Genomic DNA, 19,241 nt, shown 5'->3' with positions numbered 1-19,241 from the left:
TTGCCAAGGGAACAAAGCGATTTCACCAACTTGGCAAAGCCAAGTTTTAGAGATCGTAAGAAGGGGGCTCTGTGACCACCTTCTCGTCAGTCTTCTCCTGGTCCTCAGACGGGCGGGGTATTGATGGTCGAGTGGGTAAGGAGGCCAGCCATGAATCCCAAAATTTCTGCTGCATGTAGACGAACACAGGCGCCACGTCATAGCCTTCGTCAAATATGTTGACCAAGTCACTCCCTTTAGGATGCTCTCCGGATTTTACCTTGCAGACCACCAATCCACGGCTCATTTCTGTTACGGTGCCCTCGGGAAAAACGTTGTAGCTAGCACCATAGCAAAAGGGCAATATTCCTTCCGCTTCGAGCCGCTTGCGGATTTGACACAAGGCTTCAAAATAGTCGTCTTCCTCTGCCTCGATAACCTTGTTCCGATAGCTGCAGATGAGCCGGCACTTGGATCCTACATCGAGCAACGTGAACACCGCCGGCTCGTTGCCGCCAGTGTCTCCCCCGATCAGAAAAACGGTGTATTGTTGGCCCATTCCAATTTCCAATCACTCGGCGAACAATAGCTGCTGAGGTTTCAAATTTCAACCATAGATTGTTGAATTTGCCTCGGCGGTTGCATTGCCGGTTCTGTTCCATCGCCTTGACCCATTCTCCACCCACGCTAAGTTCGCGCCCATGCCAAACACCGCTCCCTCCGCCGTCGCGCCGCTCATCGTCATCGACCTGCAGACCGGCATGTTCGACGGCCGCCTCGAGCCGCCTATCCATGACGCGGATACCATCGCCGAGCGAACGCGCCGGTTGATCGACTGGGCGCGCAAGTCCGGCCGCAAGGTGGCCTTCATTCGCCATGACGGACCGGCGGGCGATCCGCTGGCGCCCGGCGCTGCCGGCTGGCCGATATGGGCCGCGCTCGGCCAGGCCGCCGACGAGCCGACCTTCGGCAAGAGCGTCGGCAATGCCTTCTCCAATGCCGCGCTCGGCCAGTGGGTGGCGGGGCAGGGCGCGGGCGACGTCGTGCTCATCGGCGCCCAGTCAGACTTCTGCATCGCCGCCACCGTCAAGGGCGCCTTCGCCGAGGGCCTCGGCGTCACCGTGGTTTCGGATGCGCATTCGACGCTGGACAGCGGGGAGCAAAAGGCGCCCGACATCATCGCCCGCCACAACCAGGTGTTTGCCGGTCAGGGCGTATGGCTGGTGACGACGGCGGAGCTGGTCGAGCGTTGAACGCGCCTCTTCCTTCTCCCCTTGTGGGAGAAGGTGGATCGGCGCGCAGCGCCGAGACGGATGAGGGGTGTTCCAGCGGAGTGAGACGTCAGCGTTCCCTGGAACACCCCTCATCCGTCGCCTTCGGCGACACCTTCTCCCACAAGGGGAGAAGGGGAAGAATCCCAACCCCAGGAGCCTCGCCTTGCCCAACCTTTCCTTGCCCGCCGAAGGCGGCTGCCGCTGCGGCCGGGTGCGCCTGAAGATTTCGGCTAAGCCGCTGCTCACCATGGCCTGCCATTGCACCGGCTGCCAGTCGATGTCGTCCAGCGCCTATTCGCTGAGCGCGGCGATCCCCTCGCAAGGTTTTGAGGTCACCGAGGGCGAGCCGGTGGTGGGCGGCCTGCACGGCGCCTCGAAGCATTATTTCTGCGGCCACTGCATGACCTGGATGTTCACCCGGCCGGAAGGGCTCGACTGGTTCGTCAATCTGCGCCCGACGATGCTCGACGATCACGCCTGGTTCACGCCCTTCATCGAAACCTGGACCAGCGAGAAACTGCCCTGGGCAACGACGCCGGCCGTGCACAGCTATGCGGCGCTGCCGGCATTCGAGGAATATGAGGGGCTGGTTGCCGAATACGCCAAGGGCGGGGATTGATCAGAAAACAAAAAACGGCGGCCTCTCGGTCGCCGTTTGGCCTAAAATGGTCGACGCGGGCGTTGGGGGCGCATTGTTGGGGATGTGCTTGGGGCGTCCGCGCCGACCACAGCGGCCTCTTACCGCTGACATAACCATCGCATATTTTTTGCGCGCGGAAACTTCCGTGAAAACGGAATATGAAAGCGGCGCGCCTGCGATTGGCGAAAGCGGTCCGGCGCGTGATCTTCCCCCTTGAGGGGAAGATGGCCGGTCCACCCTCCGTAGCTGCAGCGCAGCTGCTGCGGAGGACGGGCAGGCCAGAAGGGGTCGCCGCGCGTGAAGCGCCAACCTTCATCTGCCGCAGTCGGTCGCGTCCGGTCGAGCCGACCCCTCTGTCGCCTTCGGCGACATCTCCCCCTCGAGGGGGAGATCACTTGGCGCGAAACATTTTCTCCCACAATCCGCATTGACCTCGCGCGCTCGACCGGCGACGACTAACGCTTGCCTTTCAATGGATTGCATCTTGAACCAGACTCATTTTCTCAACGCCAGGTTAGCCGATGGCAGGCTCGCCGACCTCATCGTCACCGACGGTCGCTTCAGCGCGATCACACCCGCTGCCGATGCAGCCACTCCGCTCGCATCCGCCATCGATCTTGCCGGTCATCTGGTGTTGCCGGCTTTTGTCGAGGGCCATATCCATCTCGATACCTCCTTCTATGGCGATGCCTGGCGCCCGCATATTCCCTGCACCGACGGTTTTGACGTGCGCGAGCGCGTCGCTTTCCAGATGCGCAATCTCGCGCTGGCCGCGCCAATGGAAGAGCGCGCGAAAAGCCAGCTTGAGCTCTGCATCGGCAATGGCAGCCTTGCCATGCGCAGCCACGTCATGGTCGACGCCGACGTCGGCCTGAAGCATGTCGAGACCATCCTCGCCGTGCGCGAAAAATATCGCGAGCTGATCGACATCCAGCTCGTCGCCTTCCCGCAGAGCGGTATCCTGTCTTCGCCGGGCACGGCCGAGCTTTTGGACGAAGCGCTCAAGCTTGGCTGTGACCTCATCGGCGGGCTCGATCCGGCGAGTTTCGACCGCGACGTCAACGGCCATCTCGATGTTGTCTTCGGCCTTGCCGAAAAGCGCGGCGTCGGCGTCGACATCCATCTGCATGATGCAGGCACGCTCGGGCTGTTTCAGATCGAGGCGATCGCGGCCCGCGCAAAGGCGCTCGGCATGGGTGGCAAGGTCGTCGTCAGCCACGCCTACGCGCTGGGCGACATTTCGGCCGACGCATTGGCGAAGGCCGGCGAGATGCTGGCCGCTTGTGGTGTCGCCATCATGACCAACGCGCCCGGCAACCATGCCTTTCCGCCGGTGGCTGCGTTGCGCAAGGCCGGCGTCACCGTCTTTGCCGGCTCCGACAACATCCGTGATTCCTGGTGGCCCTATGGCGATGGCGACATGTTGAACCGCGCCAACATGATCGGCTACCGCTCGGGCTTCTACGAGGATCGGGAGCTGCAGGCTGCCTATGATGTGGTGAGCCACGCCGGCGCCAGGGCGTTGGGGCTCGAAGGCTATGGCATAGCCGTCGGCGCCAAGGCGGATTTCGTCGCGCTTAAGGCCGAACATATGCCGGAAGCGGTGGTGGCGGTGCCGAAGGACCGCACCGTCTATCGCGCGGGCAGGGAGGTGGCGCGAGGTGGGCGGGTAGTCGCGTAGGTCTCGGCAAACACGATTGCGCGTCGACCAATCGGGCGGCAACCGGCCTTCAGCTTGACAGATCATGCGCCGATGCCGCACGTTTCTGTGCAGGTTGGGGATTTTGCCATGAAGAAAGAATATGCAAAGCCGACGCTCGTCCGCAAAGGACGGCTCTCGGCGCAGACTGCCGCCAGGATCGTTTCCGGGGATTCGCAGGCGCCGGAGTAAAGCGCGCCCTCCCTTTCGGCGGGACATGAATCAACCCATCGGGCAAGCCCAAGTGTCCGGCATTGCAGGCCCGCGCATTGCGCGCAGGTCGCATGGCCGATCCCGTAAAATTAGTTTGCATGCATATGTTTCAAGCCACTCCGGCTTCGTGAAGCATTTCACCGTTCGCGCGCAATCCACCGGTTACAGGCGCATCGCAAAAGCGACGCCGGGTGAAGAGGCGGCACCGGTTTTCCGCTGCTGATTTTAAGGGGTTTTCATGTTCAAAAGTCTTAACCGAATCCGCGCCGCCTTCGCGCGGGCCAGCCAGCGCCGCCGCACCACGCGCGAGCTCAACGAGCTGCCGCCGGAGATCCGCAAGGACATCGGCTGGCCGGAGGCTTCTCGGGACGACGAGATTCGGCTGCCGTTCTAAAGCGCGTCGCGCCGAAACGGATTCAGGCGACGCGCTTTAAATATTTGTTTTGATACATATCGTTGTCCCAGAACCGCTGCGCACTTCTGGGCGACATGCATTAGCCTAACGGGCGAACGCAGACGCGCCGCGCCAGCGCGGGCACCATATTGCCGAGCTCAGCCGGGGGGCGGCGGCCGGACCGGCCTGGCCGCCGGCCATCGCCAACGGGCAGCTTCCTCAGCCAATTTCCGCGACGACTGTCCCCGACACCGGGTCCGTGACGCCAAGGTCGCCGCCGAGGTCTTCGAGCATGTCGCGGAACGTGTCGAGAATGCCGATCATCGCCGGGCGGGCGGCGGCGAGGCTGTCCATGCTGTTCCATTCGCCGACCATGCAGAATGTGCGATCGCCGGTCTTGATCAGGGCGCCCTTGCGAAAGCCCTTGGCGTTCAGAGTGAGCTTCTGATGTGCGTCGACAAAGGCCTTTTCCTTGCCGGGCTTGGTGCGAAAGCGGACTACGTTGTAGGCGGCCATGGCTTCCTCCGTTCAGTTCGAGATCAGCCGGCGGGCTTGTAGGCGCCGGCGGCCTTGTTGGCGGCCGCGATCACCGCCTTCATGTCGAGTTCTTCGAGGACGACCATGTCGCGCACCGAACCGCTTGCCCGCACGGCAAGCGTCATGCCCATCCCGGCAATCTGATCCGGCACCTCGCCATTGACGATGACGTCATAGATGCCGCGCGTGAACATCAGGCTGCTCATTCTGCCGCCCACGCTTTCAAACAGCGCCTTGATGGCAGCTTCCCGGTTCGATCCTGCCATCAGTCCTTTGGCGGCATGGGGCTCGTAAGTCGCCAGTATTGTAACCTTCATGGGATACTCCTCCAGATATCGTGCCTTGGACTGCCCAATCCTGTAGGCAGCACCGACCTCTTTCCGACATTTGATGTGGTCCGTGGACCGCCTGGGCAATATGGCACCGGGCGGTTCGGTCGGAGCATTGCTCCGGCTTTCCTTAATATGCGCCAATTCTAATATAACGACAATCCCGCCCTGCGCCGGGGGCCCGGGGACCTTGCCGACTTGTCGACTGTCGTGCGTGGCCGGCGCTACCCCAGCCACCACCACAGGGCGCCGATAACCAGCGCGATCAGGGCCGCCACACCGGCAAGCATCAGATAGGATCCCATGATCATCTCGTTGATGATCTTCTTGATCGAGGCGCGGTCGTTGAGGTTGGGGAAGGGCTCGTTGGGCAGCGCGACGCCGAGGAAACCGCAGAGCGGCGCCCAGCCGTCGCTGACCTTGAACACCAGCAGCTTTTCCGGCGGCACCGCCGCCTTCACCTCGTCGATATAGGCATTGTAGCGCGCCACCGCCTTGTCGCGGTCGCCCATGACGCCGGCCAATGTGCGGCCCCAGACCAGTTTCCGCGACATGTCGCCGAACTTGCGGCCGAACGGCGTCAGCCATTCCAGCACCTTGAACTGCCAGACGGTCTCGGTGAAGTAGATCGTGTCGATGGTGCTTTCGTACCAGGCCTCGGCGCCGCGCGGATGCAGCGTCAGGAGCACCTTGGCCTCGGGATAGGCGGCCATCAGCTCGCGCCAGACACAGCAGCCGGGATTGTCGACGGTTGCCTTGTAATTGGCGAAGACGCGGCTCCAGTCGTGCTGGCTGCCCGGCTGGCTGTTCGCCACCTTGCGCCAGAAATCGAGATGGCCCTTGTTGGCCTTGTTGAGGATGACTTCCTGCATGTGGTAGCTGGCAAAGCCCAGCCTGTTCAGCGCGGCGAAGGTCGACCACGTGCCGGTGCGGCCGAATCCAGCCCCGATCAGTTCGAGTGTCATTGCCCCTCCCATTTTTGGACCGGTATTTTTTTTGGCCGGTTTCCTGGAATGAGGTTGCATCCGCTCGCGCTTTCGCGCAACGGGCTTCCCCAGGCAAAGGCTAAATATTCTTGAATTGTTTGGGTGATCGGGGTGGCGGTCCTCTCCAGGGCCGCCACCCGCGCCCGATCAGGCGTGGCCGGCCAGCGCGTTCAACTTCGCGCAGAATTCGGCATGCGGCTTGCTCATCGCCGCGTCCTGGCATTCCTTCATCATTGCCGTCTGGTGCTTCTTGGACATCTTGGCCCAGGCCTTCTTCATGTCGGCATCGGACTTCATCGTCTTCATGGTCTTGTCGGTGAAGAAGGGCGCCATCATCTTGGGCTCGTCGAGAATGCCGGCGAACGCAGTGCCGGCAATGACCGAGGCGGCCAACAGGCTCAGAAGTGCAGTCTTGGTTTTCATGACTTTTATCTCCCATCGTTGTCAGCCCCTTGCAGAGCCACGTCATCAGTATCACCTGCGCTTGCTGAATTAGAGGCGGCTGATATTTAGCGCTGGTAACATTTCGGTGACTACGATGGTCGGTGGCAGGCGGCAGCTACGGCAAGGGGTTGGCCTGCGCCCGATGCGCGGCTGGGCTATTCAACGCGGCGATAAAGCCTGATAATAGGTCAGCCAAGTTGACCTAAATAAAACACACCCCGGGAGGTGCGCCTTGACCCTGTTGAACCTTCTGGCCTCGCGCTCCTCGCGCATGAAGGCCTCCGAAATCCGCGAGCTGTTGAAGCTGCTCGACCAGCCCGACATCATTTCCTTTGCCGGCGGCATTCCCGACCCGTCGCTGTTTCCGGCGCAGGCCATAGCCGACGCCTACCAGGCCGTGCTCGGCGGCAAGGAAGCAGGGGCGGCGCTGCAATACCAGGTCAGCGAAGGTTACCTGCCGCTGCGCAAATGGCTGGCGGCCTATATGGGCAAGCTCGGCGTCCAGTGCGACGAGGACAACATCTTCATCACCTCCGGCTCACAGCAGGCGCTCGACTATCTCGGCAAGCTGTTCCTGTCGCCGGGCGATACCGCTCTGGTCACCTGGCCGACCTATCTCGGCGCGCTGCAGGCCTTCAACGCCTATGAGCCGCGTTACGACCGGCTGAACACCGCCGGCGGCAACATGACGCCCGAGGCCTATCGCGCGGGCGCCGGCGCAAATGGCGGCAAGGTGAAGTTCGCCTATCTGGTGCCGGATTTCGCCAACCCGACCGGCAACACGCTGGATGCCGGACAGCGCGAGACGGTGCTCGATCTCGCCGGCGAGCTCGACATCGCCGTCATCGAGGACGCCGCCTACCGGGCGCTGCGCTATGATGGCGAGGGCGTGCCGCCGATCCTGGCGCTAGACTGCGCGCGTTCCGGCGGCATCGACAACGCCCGCACCCTCTATTGCGGCTCGTTCTCGAAAATCCTGTCGCCCGGCATGCGCGTCGGCTGGGTCTGCGCGGCGCGCAATGTGGTGGAGAAGCTGGTGCTGATGAAGCAGGCTTCCGACCTGCACAGCCCGTCGATCAACCAGATGGTCATGCATCGCGTCGCCGAAAGCATTTTCGACGGCCAGGTCGACAAGCTGATCGGCGCCTATCGCAAGCGCCGCGACGCGCTGCTTGCCGCGCTCGAGCAAAACATGCCCGAAGGCATTTCCTGGAGCAAGCCCGACGGCGGCATGTTCGTCTGGCTGACGCTGCCGGAAGGCACCGACGCCACCGAGCTTCTGGCGCGTTCGGTGAAGGAGGCGCGCGTCGCCTTCGTACCCGGCAACGCCTTCTTCGCCGACGGCACCGGCCGCAACACCCTGCGCATGTCGTTCACTCTTGCCGATGACCGGGCAGTGGCCGAGGGCGTGCCGAGGCTGGCGAAGCTGATGCGGGGGTAAGGCGCGACGCCGAACTGCCAATCTCCCTCCTCTTGGGGGAGATCAGCTGTCGCCTCGGCTTTCGCCAATCTCCGAATCCCACTTCCTTCGCCGACTATCACCTGCCCCTCGCGCAGGCGTGATTGGGAGTGCGCAGGCGTGATTATCCGCGCGACCGAATCTTCTCTAATGTCGCGCTTGATCCAACACCCCCTGGATCGACCGGCCGTGGGGTCCCACCTTCACGGTCCGAACAAAAGAGCCCCGACGGCCTCCACCGGCGGGGCTTTTTCGTTGTCGCGGCCGGCTGCCGCGCTACTTGCCCTGTTTTCGGACCGGTTCTTCTTCGGGCCGGTTCCTCGCCGTGCTGCATTGTTGTGAAGGAGGATAGCCATGACCTTGCACCTCGGTTTCGCCGCGCTTGCCCTCGTTGCGTTCGCCGGCCAGGCGTCGGCTTTCGAAATCTCCAGCCCTTCGGTGTCCGATGGCAAATGGAACGACAAATATCTCGGTGATCGCGCAGGCGGTTGCACGGGAAAAAGCGTCTCGATCGCCTTGAACTGGAAGGATCCGCCGGCCGGCACCAAGAGCTACGCGCTCACCATGTTCGATCCAGATGGCGCGGGCGGCAAGGGTTTCTGGCATTGGCTGGCGTGGAACATCCCGGCAAGCGCCAAGGGCTTGGCCGAAGGCGCTGGCGCCCAAGGCGGCAAGCATATGCCCAAAGGCTCGGTGCTCGGCAAGGGTGGCAGCGGCCGCGCCGGCTATTTCGGTCCATGCCCGCCGCCCGGCAGCGGCACGCATCACTATGTCTTCACGCTCTACGCGCTTGGCGAGAAGACCTTACGCACACCGGAAAACCCGCTGCCGGAGATGGTCTCGACGGCCGCCAAAGCTCCGCGCTCGGCGAAGCGAGCGTGACCTATACGTTCGGGAGGTAGCTAATCTCCCCCTTGAGGGGGAGATGCCCGGCAGGGTAGAGGGGGTCCTAGCGCGTGAAGCGCCGACGCCCTCGAAGCGCAGAAGAGGTCGGCGCTCTACGCGCGGCTACCTCTGTCGCCTTCGGCGACATCTCCCCTCAAGGGGGAGATTAGGCCTTCACCGCTTCCAGCTTGTCCTGCGTCTTGGTCTCGAAGTCGCTTGCGTCGTGGCGCTCGTGCAACTGGAAGGCAGGGTCGCCGAACATGCGGTTGACCATGCGGCCGCGTTGCACCGTCGGGCGGGCGTCGATTGCCTTGGCCCAGCGCTGCACATGCTCATACTCATGCACCGAGAGGAAGGAGGCGGAATCGTTGTATTGCCGACCGAGCGCCAGCCCGCCATACCAGGGCCAGACCGCCATGTCGGCAATCGAGTAGCGGGCGCCGCCGAGATATTCGGTTTCGGCCAGCCTGCGGTCGAGCACATCGAGTTGCCGCTTCACTTCCATCGAGAAGCGGTCGATGGCGTATTCGAATTTCTCCGGCGCATAGGCGTAGAAGTGGCCGAAGCCGCCGCCCAGATAAGGCGCCGAGCCCATCTGCCAGAACAGCCACGACAAGGTCTCGGCCCGCGCCAGCTGTTCGGTGGGCAGGAACTCCCCGAACTTTTCGGCCAGGTACAAAAGGATCGAACCGGATTCGAACACCCTGACCGGCGTCTTGCCGCTATGGTCCATCAGCGCCGGGATCTTCGAATTGGGATTGATCTCGACAAAGCCCGATCCGAACTGGTCGCCGTCATTGATCTTGATCAGCCAGGCATCGTATTCGGCGCCCTTGTGGCCAAGCGCCAGAAGCTCTTCCAGCATGATTGTCACCTTCACGCCATTCGGCGTCGCCAGCGAATAGAGCTGCAGCGGGTGCTTGCCGACCGGCAGCACCTTGTCATGCGTCGGCCCGGCGATCGGCCGGTTGATCGAGGCGAATGCGCCGCCATTCGCTTTGCTCCAGGTCCAGACTTTCGGCGGGGTATATTGGTTCATGTTCGGCAGGCCCTTTTTAAAGCGGTGACGTCGGCGACGGATGAATGGCGATAGAATTAGGTACGGTTCCGCGCGCGTCAAAGAAAAAAGTTCAACTTTTGTTGAACTAGTGCTTGTGCCAGCCTGCAGCTCCCAAAAGTGAAGGGGAAAATCGCCCTTGCACCACGCCGCTTTGGCCATACCTATAGGGAAAGACCCGCACTACAGGTTGGATCGATGACCATCGAAAAAATTTCACGTTCCGTCGTCGCCGTGCGCGCCACGGTTCCGGACGACGCCTTCACCGCCGATGCTCTCGGCACGCGCCGCGAAGGCAGCGGCGTGGTGATCCGCGACAACGGTCTGGTGCTCACCATCGGCTATCTCATCACCGAGGCCGAGGAGGTGTGGCTGACCGACCAGAACGGCCGCGTTATCCCCGCCCATGCGCTGGCCTATGACCAGGAGACCGGTTTTGGCCTGGTGCAGGCGCTGTCGCCGCTCGGCCTGCCGGCGGTCGAGTTCGCCGATGCGGCACAAGCCGATACCGGCGACGCGGTGACGCTTGCCGACGGCATCGGCCAGCAGGTCGACGCCCACATCGTCACCAAGCAGGAATTCGCCGGCTATTGGGAATATCTCCTCGACGAGGCGATCTTCATTGCGCCGGCGCACCCGTCCTGGGGCGGCGCCGGGCTATTCGACGCCGACGGCAGGCTGCTCGGTGTCGGATCGCTGCGCCTGCAGATGAGCCGCGCCGGCGAGGTCGCCGACATCAACATGGTGGTGCCGATCAATCTTCTGACGCCGATCCTCGACGATCTGATCAAGCGCGGCCAGACCGCTAAGCCGCCGCGCCCGTGGCTCGGCGCCTTCTCGGCCGAATCGAACGGCATGGTGGTGGTGATGAGCGTCACCGAGGGCGGCCCGGCCGCCAAGGCCGGCCTGCGCCAGGGCGACATCATCTCCGATGTGCGCGACGGCGAGGTCGACGGTCTCGCCGACTTCTACCGCAAGCTCTGGCAGAACCCGGCCGGCTCGGAGATCCCGCTGCGTGTCGTGCGCGACGGGCGCGAGACCTGGCTCAGGGTAAAATCGGCCGACCGCAATTCCTTCCTGAAGAAGCCGCAGCTGCAGTAGCGCCGGATGCATCCTCGGCTGCTGAAGACTTTCCTCGCGGTCGCGCGCACCGGCAACGTCACGCGCGCCGCGGCCGAGGTCAATCTCGCGCAGTCGAGCGTCAGCGATCAGATCCAGGCGCTCGAAGCCGAGTTCGGCGCCGATCTCTTCACCCGCTCGCGGCAGGGCCTGGAACTGACACCGGCGGGCGCGGCGCTGAAACCTTATGCCGAGGAATTGCTGGCGCTCGCCGACGAGGCGCGCGGCGCCATCGATGCGGCGTCCGGGCGGACCTCCGGCCAATTGTCGATCGGCGCGCTGGAGACGATCGCGGCCGCACGGCTCGCCGGCTGGCTGGCCGCGTTTCGCGCTGCTCATCCCGATATCGACATCAAGCTCAAGATCGCCGGCAGCGGCGAGTTGCTGCGCCGTCTCAGCGAGGGCGAGATTGACGTTGCCTTCTGCTTCGACCGCTCCGGCGCGGATGAGATGGACAGGCGCTTTGCCAGGCGCGTCGTTTCGGCCGAACCGCTGGCGCTGATCGCGCCGCCCGGCGAGAATCGCGCCGAGATCGATCTGGCGACGCTGGCCGAAAAGCATTTCGTCGCCACCGAGACGGGCTGCGTCTATCGCGCCATGGTCGACAAGGCGTTCGCCGAGGCCGGCCTCGGCAAGCCCAGCCTTGCCGCGGAGGCCGGCAGCATCGACGCGATTGCCGGGTTGGTGGCGGCCGGCGCCGGCTTTGGCCTCGTGCCGCGGCTGGCGGTCGCCACCGCGATCGATCGTGGCGAGGTGGCCGAGCTTAACTGGCCTGGGCCGGTCCGCGCGGCGGACCTAATCATGATCTGGCGGCGCCGGCGTGTGCAGCCGCCGGCGCTAAAACTGTTGCTTAGCGAGATCGGCGAGGATTTCGTCGCCGTCACACCAGCCGGTGGCCGCCCTCGACATGCAGCGTCTCTCCCGTCGTAAAACCATTGCCGATCAGGAAGCGCAGCGCGTCGGCAATGTCCTGCGGCCGCCCGACCCGACCGACCGGCAGGCGCTTGGCCATGGCGGCAAGCATGTCGTCCTTCTTGTCGCCGGCGACGAACTCCCAGATCGGCGTATCGACCCAGCCCGGTGATACAGCGTTGACGCGGATCGGCGCCAGTTCGACGGCCAAAGCCCGCACCAGTCCTTCCAGCGCCGCATTGACTGCCGCAACCACCGCGCCGCGCGCCGCCGGCCGGTAGGCGGCAATGCCGGAGACGAAGGTCAGCGAGCCGGTGGCCGGGAGCATCGGTGCGCCATGCTTGGCGAGCAACAGCGGCCCGTACAACTTGCTTTCCACCACGCCGCGCGGCCGAAAGCTCGATCTCCGGCAGCAGCCGGTAAGCGCCCTCGATATCGGCCGCCGTACTGACGATATGGTCGAGCGGCCCGATGTGGGCAAACAGCGCCGCGACCTCATCCTCGCGGCTGATGTCGACCACCGCCGTTTCGAGCCCGCTCGGGTGGCCGAGTTCATCACGCGCGGCGGTCAGTTTTGCCTCGTCGCGCCCCGCGATGATGACACGAGCGCCTTCATCCAGACAGCGCCTGGCCAGCGCCAGCCCCATGCCCGAGCTGCCGCCGACGATGAGTATTTTTGCCTTGTCCATATCCATGCCTTTCCTGTGCATGGACGCTGATGTGGCGGTTCGCAGCCGTCAGCGGAAACGGAAGAAACCGATAGCACCATCGGCGGCTCCGATTGCGGAGCCGAAGGATCGCCAGCTTGTGCTTCTGGACCTGGCACAACCGGTCGAGAGACCTGGCTACCCGTCAAATCCGCGGGCTTCAATTCCCTCCCGAGAAACCGCGGCTGCGGCAGCCTTGACTTGGGCGATGGCCGATCCAGATGCTCGATACGGGGTTTTGGGTTGGTGCGTTGCGCCCTCATCGTCGGCTCGTTCAGGGCGATGAATGGCCGTCGAAAGGAGATATCCCGTGAACAAAAAATCGCTCATCGTGCTGGCAACGTCGCTGGCTTCCGTCTTTGCTTTTTCGCTCGGCCAAACGTCCATTGCGGCCGCGCAAAGCGCGACAACCATCGTGGTCGGCGCTGACACGACCTTCCCACCCTTCGAGACCGAAACGAATGGGCAAGTCACGGGTTTCGACATCGATATGATCAATGCGATCGCCAAGGCCGAGAACATGACGGTCAGCCTGAAAACGCTGCCGTTCGACGGCATCATTCCCAGTTTGCAGGCCGGCTCGATCGACGCCGCGGTCGCCGGAATAACCATCAAGAAGAGCCGCATGCAGAACGTCGAGTTCAGCGACGCCTATTATAAATCCGGCCTTTCGGTGCTGGTGAAGAAGGACTCCGAAATCAAGAGCTTCGACGACCTCAAGGACCATGTGGTCGCGACCAAGAAGGCAACGTCGTCCGTCGACTATCTGACCGGCCACGGAATCGAGCAGGACTATATCAAACAGTTCCAGAGCATCGATGCCGCCTATCAGGCGCTCGAGACCGGCGGGGCGGATGCCGTCATCTTCGACAACCCGGTCAACGTCAACTTCAAGGCCGCCCATGACAATGTCCAGACCGTTGGCTCGCTGCTGACCGGCGAATATTACGGCATCGCCATCAGCAAGCAGAAGCCGGAGCTGGTCGAGAAGATCAATGACGGCCTCGCCAAGATCAAGCAGAACGGCGAATACCAGAAACTGTTCGAGAAATATTTTGGCGGCGATACCAGCGGCGTTGTCAAGGACGTGCAGAAGCCGGACGCCGTGGCGATCTCGGGCTGAGTCTGGCTCTGATCATTTGCGCAGCTGATCCATCAGCTTTCCCGCCAGTCTTGCGAAGACGGCCGGGAAGGCTAACCCAGGGCACGGTTCATGGACCCAATCCGGCAAAACCTACCCGTCCTCCTCGACGGCCTGCGGTTGACCATCCAGTATTCGATCGTCGCCATCATATTGATGGTGGTCATCGGCCTGATCGCCGCGCTGATGCGCCTGTCGAAGGTTGCAGCGTTGCGCTGGATCGCCACCGCCTATGTCGAGATTTTCCGGTCCACGCCGCTGTTGGTGCAACTCTTCTTCATCGTGCTTGGCTTGCCCGCCATCCTGCCCGTCAACCGATGGTTCGGACAGCTGACATATCCCATCGTCGCCGCCGCCTTCACGCTCAGCCTGAATGAAGGCGCCTACGTCACCGAGATCGTCCGCGCCGGCATTCTCGGCGTCGATCGCGGGCAGAAGGAGGCCGCGCAGAGCATCGCCATGAACGGCTTCCAGACGATGCGCTACATCGTGCTGCCGCAGGCGTTCAAGCGCATGATCCCGCCGCTGGTTAACCAGGCGGCCCAGACCATCAAGGACACCTCGCTGCTGGCGCCGGTCGGCATCGTCGAGCTCGTCTACAAGGGCCAGATCGTCATTGCGCAGACCTTTGCGTCCTTCGCCATCTGGGGGATGATCGCCGCCCTCTACTTCGTCCTCATCTTCTCTCTGTCGAAGTTTTCGTCCTACCTGGAGAGGAGGCTTCAAGTTGATAAACGTTAAGGACCTGCACAAGTCCTTCGGCCACAACGAGATCCTCAAGGGGATCAGCACGCATGTGGAGGAGAAGGAGGTCGTCGTCGTCATCGGTCCTTCAGGCAGCGGCAAGAGCACATTTCTGCGTTGCCTGAACGGGCTGGAGGCAGCCACCAGCGGCGAGATCGAGATCGCCGGCATGATTTTAACCGATCCGAAGACGAATATTCACAAGCTGCGCCAGCATGTCGGCATGGTGTTTCAGCAGTTCAACCTGTTCAAGCACCTGACCATTCTGGAGAATGTCACGATCGGGCCGCGCAAGGTCAAGAAGATCGCGACCGAGGAGGCCAACAGGGTGGCGCGCGAGTTGCTGGCCAAGGTCGGCCTGGTCGGCAAGGAAGCGAACTACCCCGATGAGCTTTCCGGCGGCCAGCAGCAACGCGTCGCCATCGCCCGCTCACTGGCGATGGGACCGGACGTCATGCTTTTCGACGAGCCGACCTCCGCGCTCGATCCCGAAATGGTGGGCGAGGTGCTGCAGGTCATGAAGACGCTCGCCATCGAGGGCATGACGATGGTGGTCGTCACCCATGAGATGGGTTTTGCCCGCGAGGTCGGGCATCGGGTGATCTTCATGGATGACGGCATGATCGTCGAGGAAGGCGCGCCGAAGGCGCTTTTCTCGGATCCGCAACGGGACCGCACGAAGAGTTTTCTCGCGAAAATCCTCTAGCTTTTGTCCTGGCCGCCTGAGGCTCGGCGAGACCTTAGTTCAGTCTGGCGCTGGCGAGGACGACGAGATTGTCGTCGGGATCCCGTATGCGCGTGATGTAAAAGTCCTTCGTGTCCTCGACCGGTCCTGGCTCAAGGCCGGCATCGGCCAGGCGTTTGCGCTCGGGCTCCAGAGGCAGCACGCCGATGGTCAGCGTGCTTTTGCCGGCTTTGTCCTTGTCCTCGAAGAGCTGCACTTCGGCGCTATCGGTGAACTGCCATTCGACCAGCCCGGCCATCGGCCGGCGGGCGGGCGCCTTGCCGAACAGTTTCTCGTACCATTGCGTGCTGGCTTCGAGATTGGAACAGCTGACATGGGCGAAGATCGTTTCGATGGCCATTGGGGCCTCCTCGGATCGGTTGCTCTGCATCAGGAACGCGGCGCCACCCGGCGCGTTCCGGCCGGAGAGGACTTCCCGATAGCCTGCGGCCGCCTGCTGACAGAAACTGGCATCAGGGAGGGCTACAAGCGCGACGGAATCGTCCAGACTGCTCGCGAACAAGTGAGGTGAAGATGGCGCCGATCAAGGTTGACCCGGACAAGGTGCGGGAGTTCCCCGACGCTCAAAGCTTCTATGCTTGGCTCGGCGACAATCATGCCAGCGAAAGTGAGGTCTGGATCAAGGTCCACAAGGTCGGCTCGGGCCTGGCCTCGATCACGCCGAAGGAGGCGATCGACGTCGTGCTGTGCTTCGGCTGGATCGACGCGGTGCGCAAGTCGCTCGACGACAAAAGCTTCCTGCAGCGCTACACGCCGCGCGGCAAAAAGAGCATCTGGAGCAAGATCAACATCGACAATGTCGCCCGCCTGGTCGAGGAGGGCCGGATGACCGAGCATGGCCTGCGTCAGGTCGAGGCGGCCAAGGCCGACGGCCGCTGGGACCGCGCCTATGGCGGATCGAAGCAGATGACCATTCCGCCAGACCTGCAGGCGGCGATCGATGCCGAGCCGAAGGCCAGGGCGATGCTGGAAACGCTGACCGCCCAGAACCGCTTCTCGCTCGCCTTCCGCACCCACAACATGAAGACCGAGGCGGGCCGAAAGAAGAAGATCGCCGACCTTGTCGCCATGCTGGCGCGCGGCGAAACGATCCATCCGCAGAAGAAATAGGGCATGATCCCGAACCGAAGGACCGCGTTAGCGAAAAGCGTTGCCGGTTTTCGGAAAAGATAATGCCCCTTCGAAGATGACACAAAAACGCCGCCCGGAAGGGAGGGCGGCGTTTTCGGGAAGCGATGATCCTGAATCCCTTGCAGGCGGTCCGGGATCATCCGGTCATGAAGAGTGTTCGCAACTCCAGGAAGCCACGGAACCGCGCAGAGGCTACGCCTTAGGCGGCCTTCTTCGCGGCATGCTTCTTCACGTGGTGCTTGCGCACGTGATGCTTCTTCACGTGATGCTTCTTGGCATGATGCTTCGAGTGCTTCTTGCCGTGATGATGCTTCTTGGCGTGATGACGGTGATGCTTCTTGGCGTGATGCTTCTTGTGCTCGACCTTGGCGGCCGGCTTCGCAGTCTCGGTGGTCGCGGCCGGAGCAGCGGTCGTGGTGGTCGTCGTGGTCGCGGCGGTCGTCGCGGCAGCGTTGGCTTCGGTGGTGCCGAGCGCCGGCACCGCGAAAGCGAGCGCGACGGCAAGGCCGAGTGCGGAAAGAAGGGTCTTTTTCATAATCGGGATTCCTTGTTTAAGATCGATGTCTCTGTCGCGCGCCGCATTTTCGGCTGCTCCGGTACCGCTTATGACAGGCGCTCTTTTCGCGAGTTTTTCCCAACCGTTGAATCTTGTTTCCGGATTGTGTCTGGCATGCCCCGTACCTCTACGGAATGCGAGAGGTGGCGCCGGTTCGAGATCGCCATCATTCATGAGCTGCATCGCGCAATGCGTGCGAACGCCATGCCCTAATCAATCACTGCGATCGATGCCATCTTGCTGTCGACACGAGGAACCGAAGGAACCCGCGCAATGACCACCGACAAGGACAATTCCGGCAAGGTGGCGCTTGTCACCGGCGGCAATCGCGGCATCGGCCTGGAGACGGGTCGCCAGCTCGCCGCGCTCGGCTTCACCGTGCTCCTCGGCGTGCGCGACCTCGCCAAGGGCGAGGCGGCGGCGAAGCGGCTCGGCGGCAAGGTCGAGGCTATCGAGCTCGACATCGCCGCGCCCGATGCGGCGGCCCGCGCGGCGGCTGGGGTCGAGCGCCGTTTTGGCCGGCTCGACGTTTTGGTCAACAACGCCGCCATCCATTACGACCCTGGCTCGCGGGCGCTGAGGCCCGACTGGACTGTGATCCGCGAGGCGTTCGAGACCAATGTCTTCGGCGCCTGGCGCATAGCTGCTGCCTTCGCGCCGCTGCTCAGCGCCTCCGGTCATGGCCGGCTGGTCAATGTCTCGTCCGAGGGCGGCTCGCTCGCGTCGATGGGCGCCGGCGCGCCGGCCTATTCGACCAGCAAGGCGACGCTCAACGCGCTGACCCGTATCCTGGCCGGCGAGCTGCGCGGCGCCGGCGTGCTGGTCAACTCGATCTGCCCGGGCTGGGTCGCGACCGACATGGGTGGTCCGGGCGGCCGCCCCGTCGCGCAAGGGGCGGCCGGCATCGTCTGGGCGGCGACCTTGCCGGACGACGGCCCGACAGGCGGCTTTTTCCGCGACGGCAAGAAGCTGCCCTGGTGAGCGGCCGTTCAACGAATGCAAGGGAGGCGACAATGAAGATCGGCATCCTGGGAGCGGGCATGATCGGCGGCACGGTCGGCCGGCTTTGGGCCGAGGCTGGACACGGGTGGCTTTCAGCGTTGTTTTTATGCAGTTTTCCACTACCGAGACCGATGGTCATCGTATGAGTGGAAAAAATGAGGTAACGTATTGCAGTAGAATATTTTTCCACTACATTGTCAGGAAATTGACTGAAGAGTGGAAAATTGGCTCTGAGAGATTTGACGGGCGAGCAAAGGCGCCAGTTCATCGACACGCAGCAGGTCTACGAGGCCTGGCTGAGTGCCGAGGATGAGCGTTTGAGACGTTTCGTTGGCAGCATGCGCTGGGTGGAGCGCAACGGTGCCGACTATCTGTTGCGCAAGGTAAGGCAGGCCGAAACCTCGCTCGGTCCAAGAACTCGGGAAACCGAAAAGGCGTTTGCCGCTTTCTCCGACGGTAGGCAACGTAACAAGGATCTGCTGGCCGGCTTGTCCGACCGGCTGAACAGTTTGGCCAAGGTCAATGTGGCCATGGGGCTGGGGAGGGTGCCGGTCATCGCCGCGCGCATCCTGAGGCGCTGCGCCGAGACAAATCTGCTTGGCTCGCAGCTGTTGGTCGTTGGCACGAATTCCTTGTTCGCCTACGAGGCACTGGCAGGGGTCCAGATTTCCAGTGGCCTCGTTGCAACCGGAGATATCGATCTGCTCTTCGATTCCCGTCGGCGCATCAGCTTCGTAACGCAGGAGAAGATAACGCAGTCGGGCCTGATAGGCATCCTGCAGAAAGTGGACAAATCCTTCAGACCACTTCAGCCAAGAGCCTTCAGAGCAACGAACCGGGACGGCTATCTGGTCGACCTCATCCGGCCGCAGGTGAAGAACGTCCTTAAGGACAAGTCGCCGACGGCGATCACTTCAATCGCGGATGACATGGAAGGCGCGCCGATTGACGGACTGCAATGGCTGATAAACGCGCCGAAGACAGAGGCGATCGCGATCGACGAGCGTGGCTATCCCGTGAAGATTCCGACGATCGACCCTCGCGTGTTCGCGCTTCACAAGGCGTGGCTGGCGCAGCGGCCAGATCGGTCCGCGGTCAAAGCGGCGCGCGATCGCGAGCAGGCGCAAGTGGCCGCCCGCATCGCCACCGGCTATCTCAACCTCCCGCTCGATAGCGAGCGCCTCAGAGGGCTTCCGGCGGCATTGCGCGACGCTGCGGAAAAGACGCTTTCGCCGTCGGTGGCGCAAGGCTTCTCGGAAGATTCTCCAATCGAACCCGACTGGTAGTT

Annotated in this window: 23 protein-coding genes and 1 pseudogene; 15 read left to right on the top strand and 9 right to left on the bottom strand. The window is 62.8% G+C overall.

Annotated elements, in window-relative coordinates; all coding sequences use genetic code 11:
* Positions 1-46: 46 nt before the first annotated feature.
* Positions 47-538, bottom strand: a complete 492-nt coding sequence (locus ACVDG8_RS04020; protein ID WP_455707542.1) for a hypothetical protein — start codon at positions 536-538, stop codon at positions 47-49.
* Between the two features lie 142 nt (positions 539-680).
* Here ACVDG8_RS04020 and ACVDG8_RS04015 point away from each other — a divergent pair, with 142 nt between their 5' ends.
* From ACVDG8_RS04015 to ACVDG8_RS04000, 4 genes are all read left to right on the top strand, one after another.
* A complete protein-coding gene (locus ACVDG8_RS04015; protein ID WP_447253539.1) occupies positions 681-1,232 on the top strand; it encodes an isochorismatase family protein in 552 nt (183 codons plus the stop codon).
* A gap of 184 nt (positions 1,233-1,416) precedes the next feature.
* Positions 1,417-1,872 (top strand): GFA family protein, encoded by a 456-nt coding sequence (locus ACVDG8_RS04010; protein WP_447253538.1) that lies wholly within the window; start codon positions 1,417-1,419, stop codon positions 1,870-1,872.
* Between the two features lie 493 nt (positions 1,873-2,365).
* Positions 2,366-3,574 (top strand): amidohydrolase family protein, encoded by a 1,209-nt coding sequence (locus tag ACVDG8_RS04005; RefSeq protein WP_447253537.1) that lies wholly within the window; start codon positions 2,366-2,368, stop codon positions 3,572-3,574.
* Positions 3,575-4,043: 469 nt separating this feature from the next.
* Entirely contained in the window at positions 4,044-4,199 is a 156-nt protein-coding gene (locus tag ACVDG8_RS04000) for a DUF1127 domain-containing protein (protein ID WP_447253536.1), read from the top strand.
* Between the two features lie 219 nt (positions 4,200-4,418).
* Here ACVDG8_RS04000 and ACVDG8_RS03995 read toward each other — a convergent pair whose 3' ends face one another.
* The 4 genes from ACVDG8_RS03995 to ACVDG8_RS03980 all read right to left on the bottom strand — a co-directional run bounded on the left by ACVDG8_RS03995 (position 4,419) and on the right by ACVDG8_RS03980 (position 6,474).
* Complete coding sequence (locus tag ACVDG8_RS03995) at positions 4,419-4,715, bottom strand: putative quinol monooxygenase (RefSeq protein ID WP_447253535.1); 297 nt, start codon at positions 4,713-4,715, stop codon at positions 4,419-4,421.
* A 23-nt stretch (positions 4,716-4,738) separates the two neighbouring features.
* Complete coding sequence (locus ACVDG8_RS03990) at positions 4,739-5,053, bottom strand: GYD domain-containing protein (protein ID WP_447253534.1); 315 nt, start codon at positions 5,051-5,053, stop codon at positions 4,739-4,741.
* A 236-nt stretch (positions 5,054-5,289) separates the two neighbouring features.
* Positions 5,290-6,030 (bottom strand): sulfotransferase family protein, encoded by a 741-nt coding sequence (locus tag ACVDG8_RS03985; RefSeq protein ID WP_447253533.1) that lies wholly within the window; start codon positions 6,028-6,030, stop codon positions 5,290-5,292.
* A 168-nt stretch (positions 6,031-6,198) separates the two neighbouring features.
* Positions 6,199-6,474: a hypothetical protein gene (locus tag ACVDG8_RS03980; protein WP_447253532.1), complete on the bottom strand. Its 276-nt coding sequence runs from the start codon at positions 6,472-6,474 to the stop codon at positions 6,199-6,201.
* Between the two features lie 292 nt (positions 6,475-6,766).
* Here ACVDG8_RS03980 and ACVDG8_RS03975 point away from each other — a divergent pair, with 292 nt between their 5' ends.
* Both ACVDG8_RS03975 and ACVDG8_RS03970 read left to right on the top strand, forming a co-directional pair.
* Complete coding sequence (locus ACVDG8_RS03975) at positions 6,767-7,936, top strand: aminotransferase-like domain-containing protein (protein WP_447257221.1); 1,170 nt, start codon at positions 6,767-6,769, stop codon at positions 7,934-7,936.
* 372 nt (positions 7,937-8,308) lie between these two features.
* Positions 8,309-8,836 carry a YbhB/YbcL family Raf kinase inhibitor-like protein gene (locus ACVDG8_RS03970; RefSeq protein ID WP_455707541.1) on the top strand — a complete coding sequence of 176 codons (528 nt, stop codon included), beginning with the start codon at positions 8,309-8,311 and terminating at the stop codon, positions 8,834-8,836.
* Between the two features lie 169 nt (positions 8,837-9,005).
* On the opposite strand, the gene yghU is transcribed toward ACVDG8_RS03970, so the two are convergent.
* On the bottom strand, positions 9,006-9,878 hold the full coding sequence (gene yghU / locus ACVDG8_RS03965; protein WP_447253530.1) for a glutathione-dependent disulfide-bond oxidoreductase: 873 nt from the start codon (positions 9,876-9,878) through the stop codon (positions 9,006-9,008).
* A gap of 216 nt (positions 9,879-10,094) precedes the next feature.
* Here yghU and ACVDG8_RS03960 point away from each other — a divergent pair, with 216 nt between their 5' ends.
* Together ACVDG8_RS03960 and ACVDG8_RS03955 are read left to right on the top strand one after the other, a co-directional pair.
* Positions 10,095-10,997 carry a S1C family serine protease gene (locus ACVDG8_RS03960; protein WP_447253529.1) on the top strand — a complete coding sequence of 301 codons (903 nt, stop codon included), beginning with the start codon at positions 10,095-10,097 and terminating at the stop codon, positions 10,995-10,997.
* Positions 10,998-11,003: 6 nt separating this feature from the next.
* Entirely contained in the window at positions 11,004-11,945 is a 942-nt protein-coding gene (locus tag ACVDG8_RS03955) for a LysR family transcriptional regulator (RefSeq protein WP_447253528.1), read from the top strand.
* Here the strand turns inward: ACVDG8_RS03955 and ACVDG8_RS03950 are convergent.
* Positions 11,896-12,622: pseudogene (locus ACVDG8_RS03950) on the bottom strand (SDR family oxidoreductase). The gene ACVDG8_RS03955 and the pseudogene ACVDG8_RS03950 overlap by 50 nt on opposite strands.
* A gap of 322 nt (positions 12,623-12,944) precedes the next feature.
* Here ACVDG8_RS03950 and ACVDG8_RS03945 point away from each other — a divergent pair.
* The 3 genes from ACVDG8_RS03945 (at position 12,945) to ACVDG8_RS03935 (ending at position 15,225) form a co-directional block, all read left to right on the top strand.
* Positions 12,945-13,757: a basic amino acid ABC transporter substrate-binding protein gene (locus ACVDG8_RS03945; RefSeq protein ID WP_447253526.1), complete on the top strand. Its 813-nt coding sequence runs from the start codon at positions 12,945-12,947 to the stop codon at positions 13,755-13,757.
* 90 nt (positions 13,758-13,847) lie between these two features.
* On the top strand, positions 13,848-14,516 hold the full coding sequence (locus ACVDG8_RS03940; RefSeq protein WP_447253525.1) for an amino acid ABC transporter permease: 669 nt from the start codon (positions 13,848-13,850) through the stop codon (positions 14,514-14,516).
* Positions 14,503-15,225, top strand: coding sequence for an amino acid ABC transporter ATP-binding protein (locus ACVDG8_RS03935; RefSeq protein ID WP_447253524.1), 723 nt, complete (start codon positions 14,503-14,505; stop codon positions 15,223-15,225). The genes ACVDG8_RS03940 and ACVDG8_RS03935 overlap by 14 nt, the downstream gene beginning before the upstream one ends.
* A gap of 34 nt (positions 15,226-15,259) precedes the next feature.
* Here ACVDG8_RS03935 and ACVDG8_RS03930 read toward each other — a convergent pair whose 3' ends face one another.
* Positions 15,260-15,604, bottom strand: coding sequence for a VOC family protein (locus ACVDG8_RS03930; protein WP_447253523.1), 345 nt, complete (start codon positions 15,602-15,604; stop codon positions 15,260-15,262).
* A gap of 173 nt (positions 15,605-15,777) precedes the next feature.
* Here ACVDG8_RS03930 and ACVDG8_RS03925 point away from each other — a divergent pair, with 173 nt between their 5' ends.
* On the top strand, positions 15,778-16,374 hold the full coding sequence (locus tag ACVDG8_RS03925) for a YdeI/OmpD-associated family protein (RefSeq protein WP_447253522.1): 597 nt from the start codon (positions 15,778-15,780) through the stop codon (positions 16,372-16,374).
* Between the two features lie 220 nt (positions 16,375-16,594).
* Here ACVDG8_RS03925 and ACVDG8_RS03920 read toward each other — a convergent pair whose 3' ends face one another.
* The gene (locus tag ACVDG8_RS03920) at positions 16,595-16,930 is read right to left on the bottom strand and encodes a hypothetical protein (RefSeq protein ID WP_447253521.1); all 336 of its coding nucleotides are present in this window, start codon (positions 16,928-16,930) and stop codon (positions 16,595-16,597) included.
* 294 nt (positions 16,931-17,224) lie between these two features.
* Between ACVDG8_RS03920 and ACVDG8_RS03915 the strand changes: the two genes are divergently transcribed.
* From ACVDG8_RS03915 to ACVDG8_RS03905, 3 genes are all read left to right on the top strand, one after another.
* Positions 17,225-17,932 carry an SDR family oxidoreductase gene (locus ACVDG8_RS03915; RefSeq protein ID WP_447253520.1) on the top strand — a complete coding sequence of 236 codons (708 nt, stop codon included), beginning with the start codon at positions 17,225-17,227 and terminating at the stop codon, positions 17,930-17,932.
* Positions 17,933-17,964: 32 nt separating this feature from the next.
* Entirely contained in the window at positions 17,965-18,099 is a 135-nt protein-coding gene (locus ACVDG8_RS03910) for a hypothetical protein (RefSeq protein WP_447253519.1), read from the top strand.
* Positions 18,100-18,177: 78 nt separating this feature from the next.
* The gene (locus ACVDG8_RS03905) at positions 18,178-19,239 is read left to right on the top strand and encodes a GSU2403 family nucleotidyltransferase fold protein (protein ID WP_447253518.1); all 1,062 of its coding nucleotides are present in this window, start codon (positions 18,178-18,180) and stop codon (positions 19,237-19,239) included.
* Positions 19,240-19,241 lie beyond the last annotated feature (2 nt).

It is taken from the genome of Mesorhizobium sp. ORM8.1 (assembly GCF_053005525.2).
This window is presented reverse-complemented; position numbering and strand designations above follow the sequence as displayed.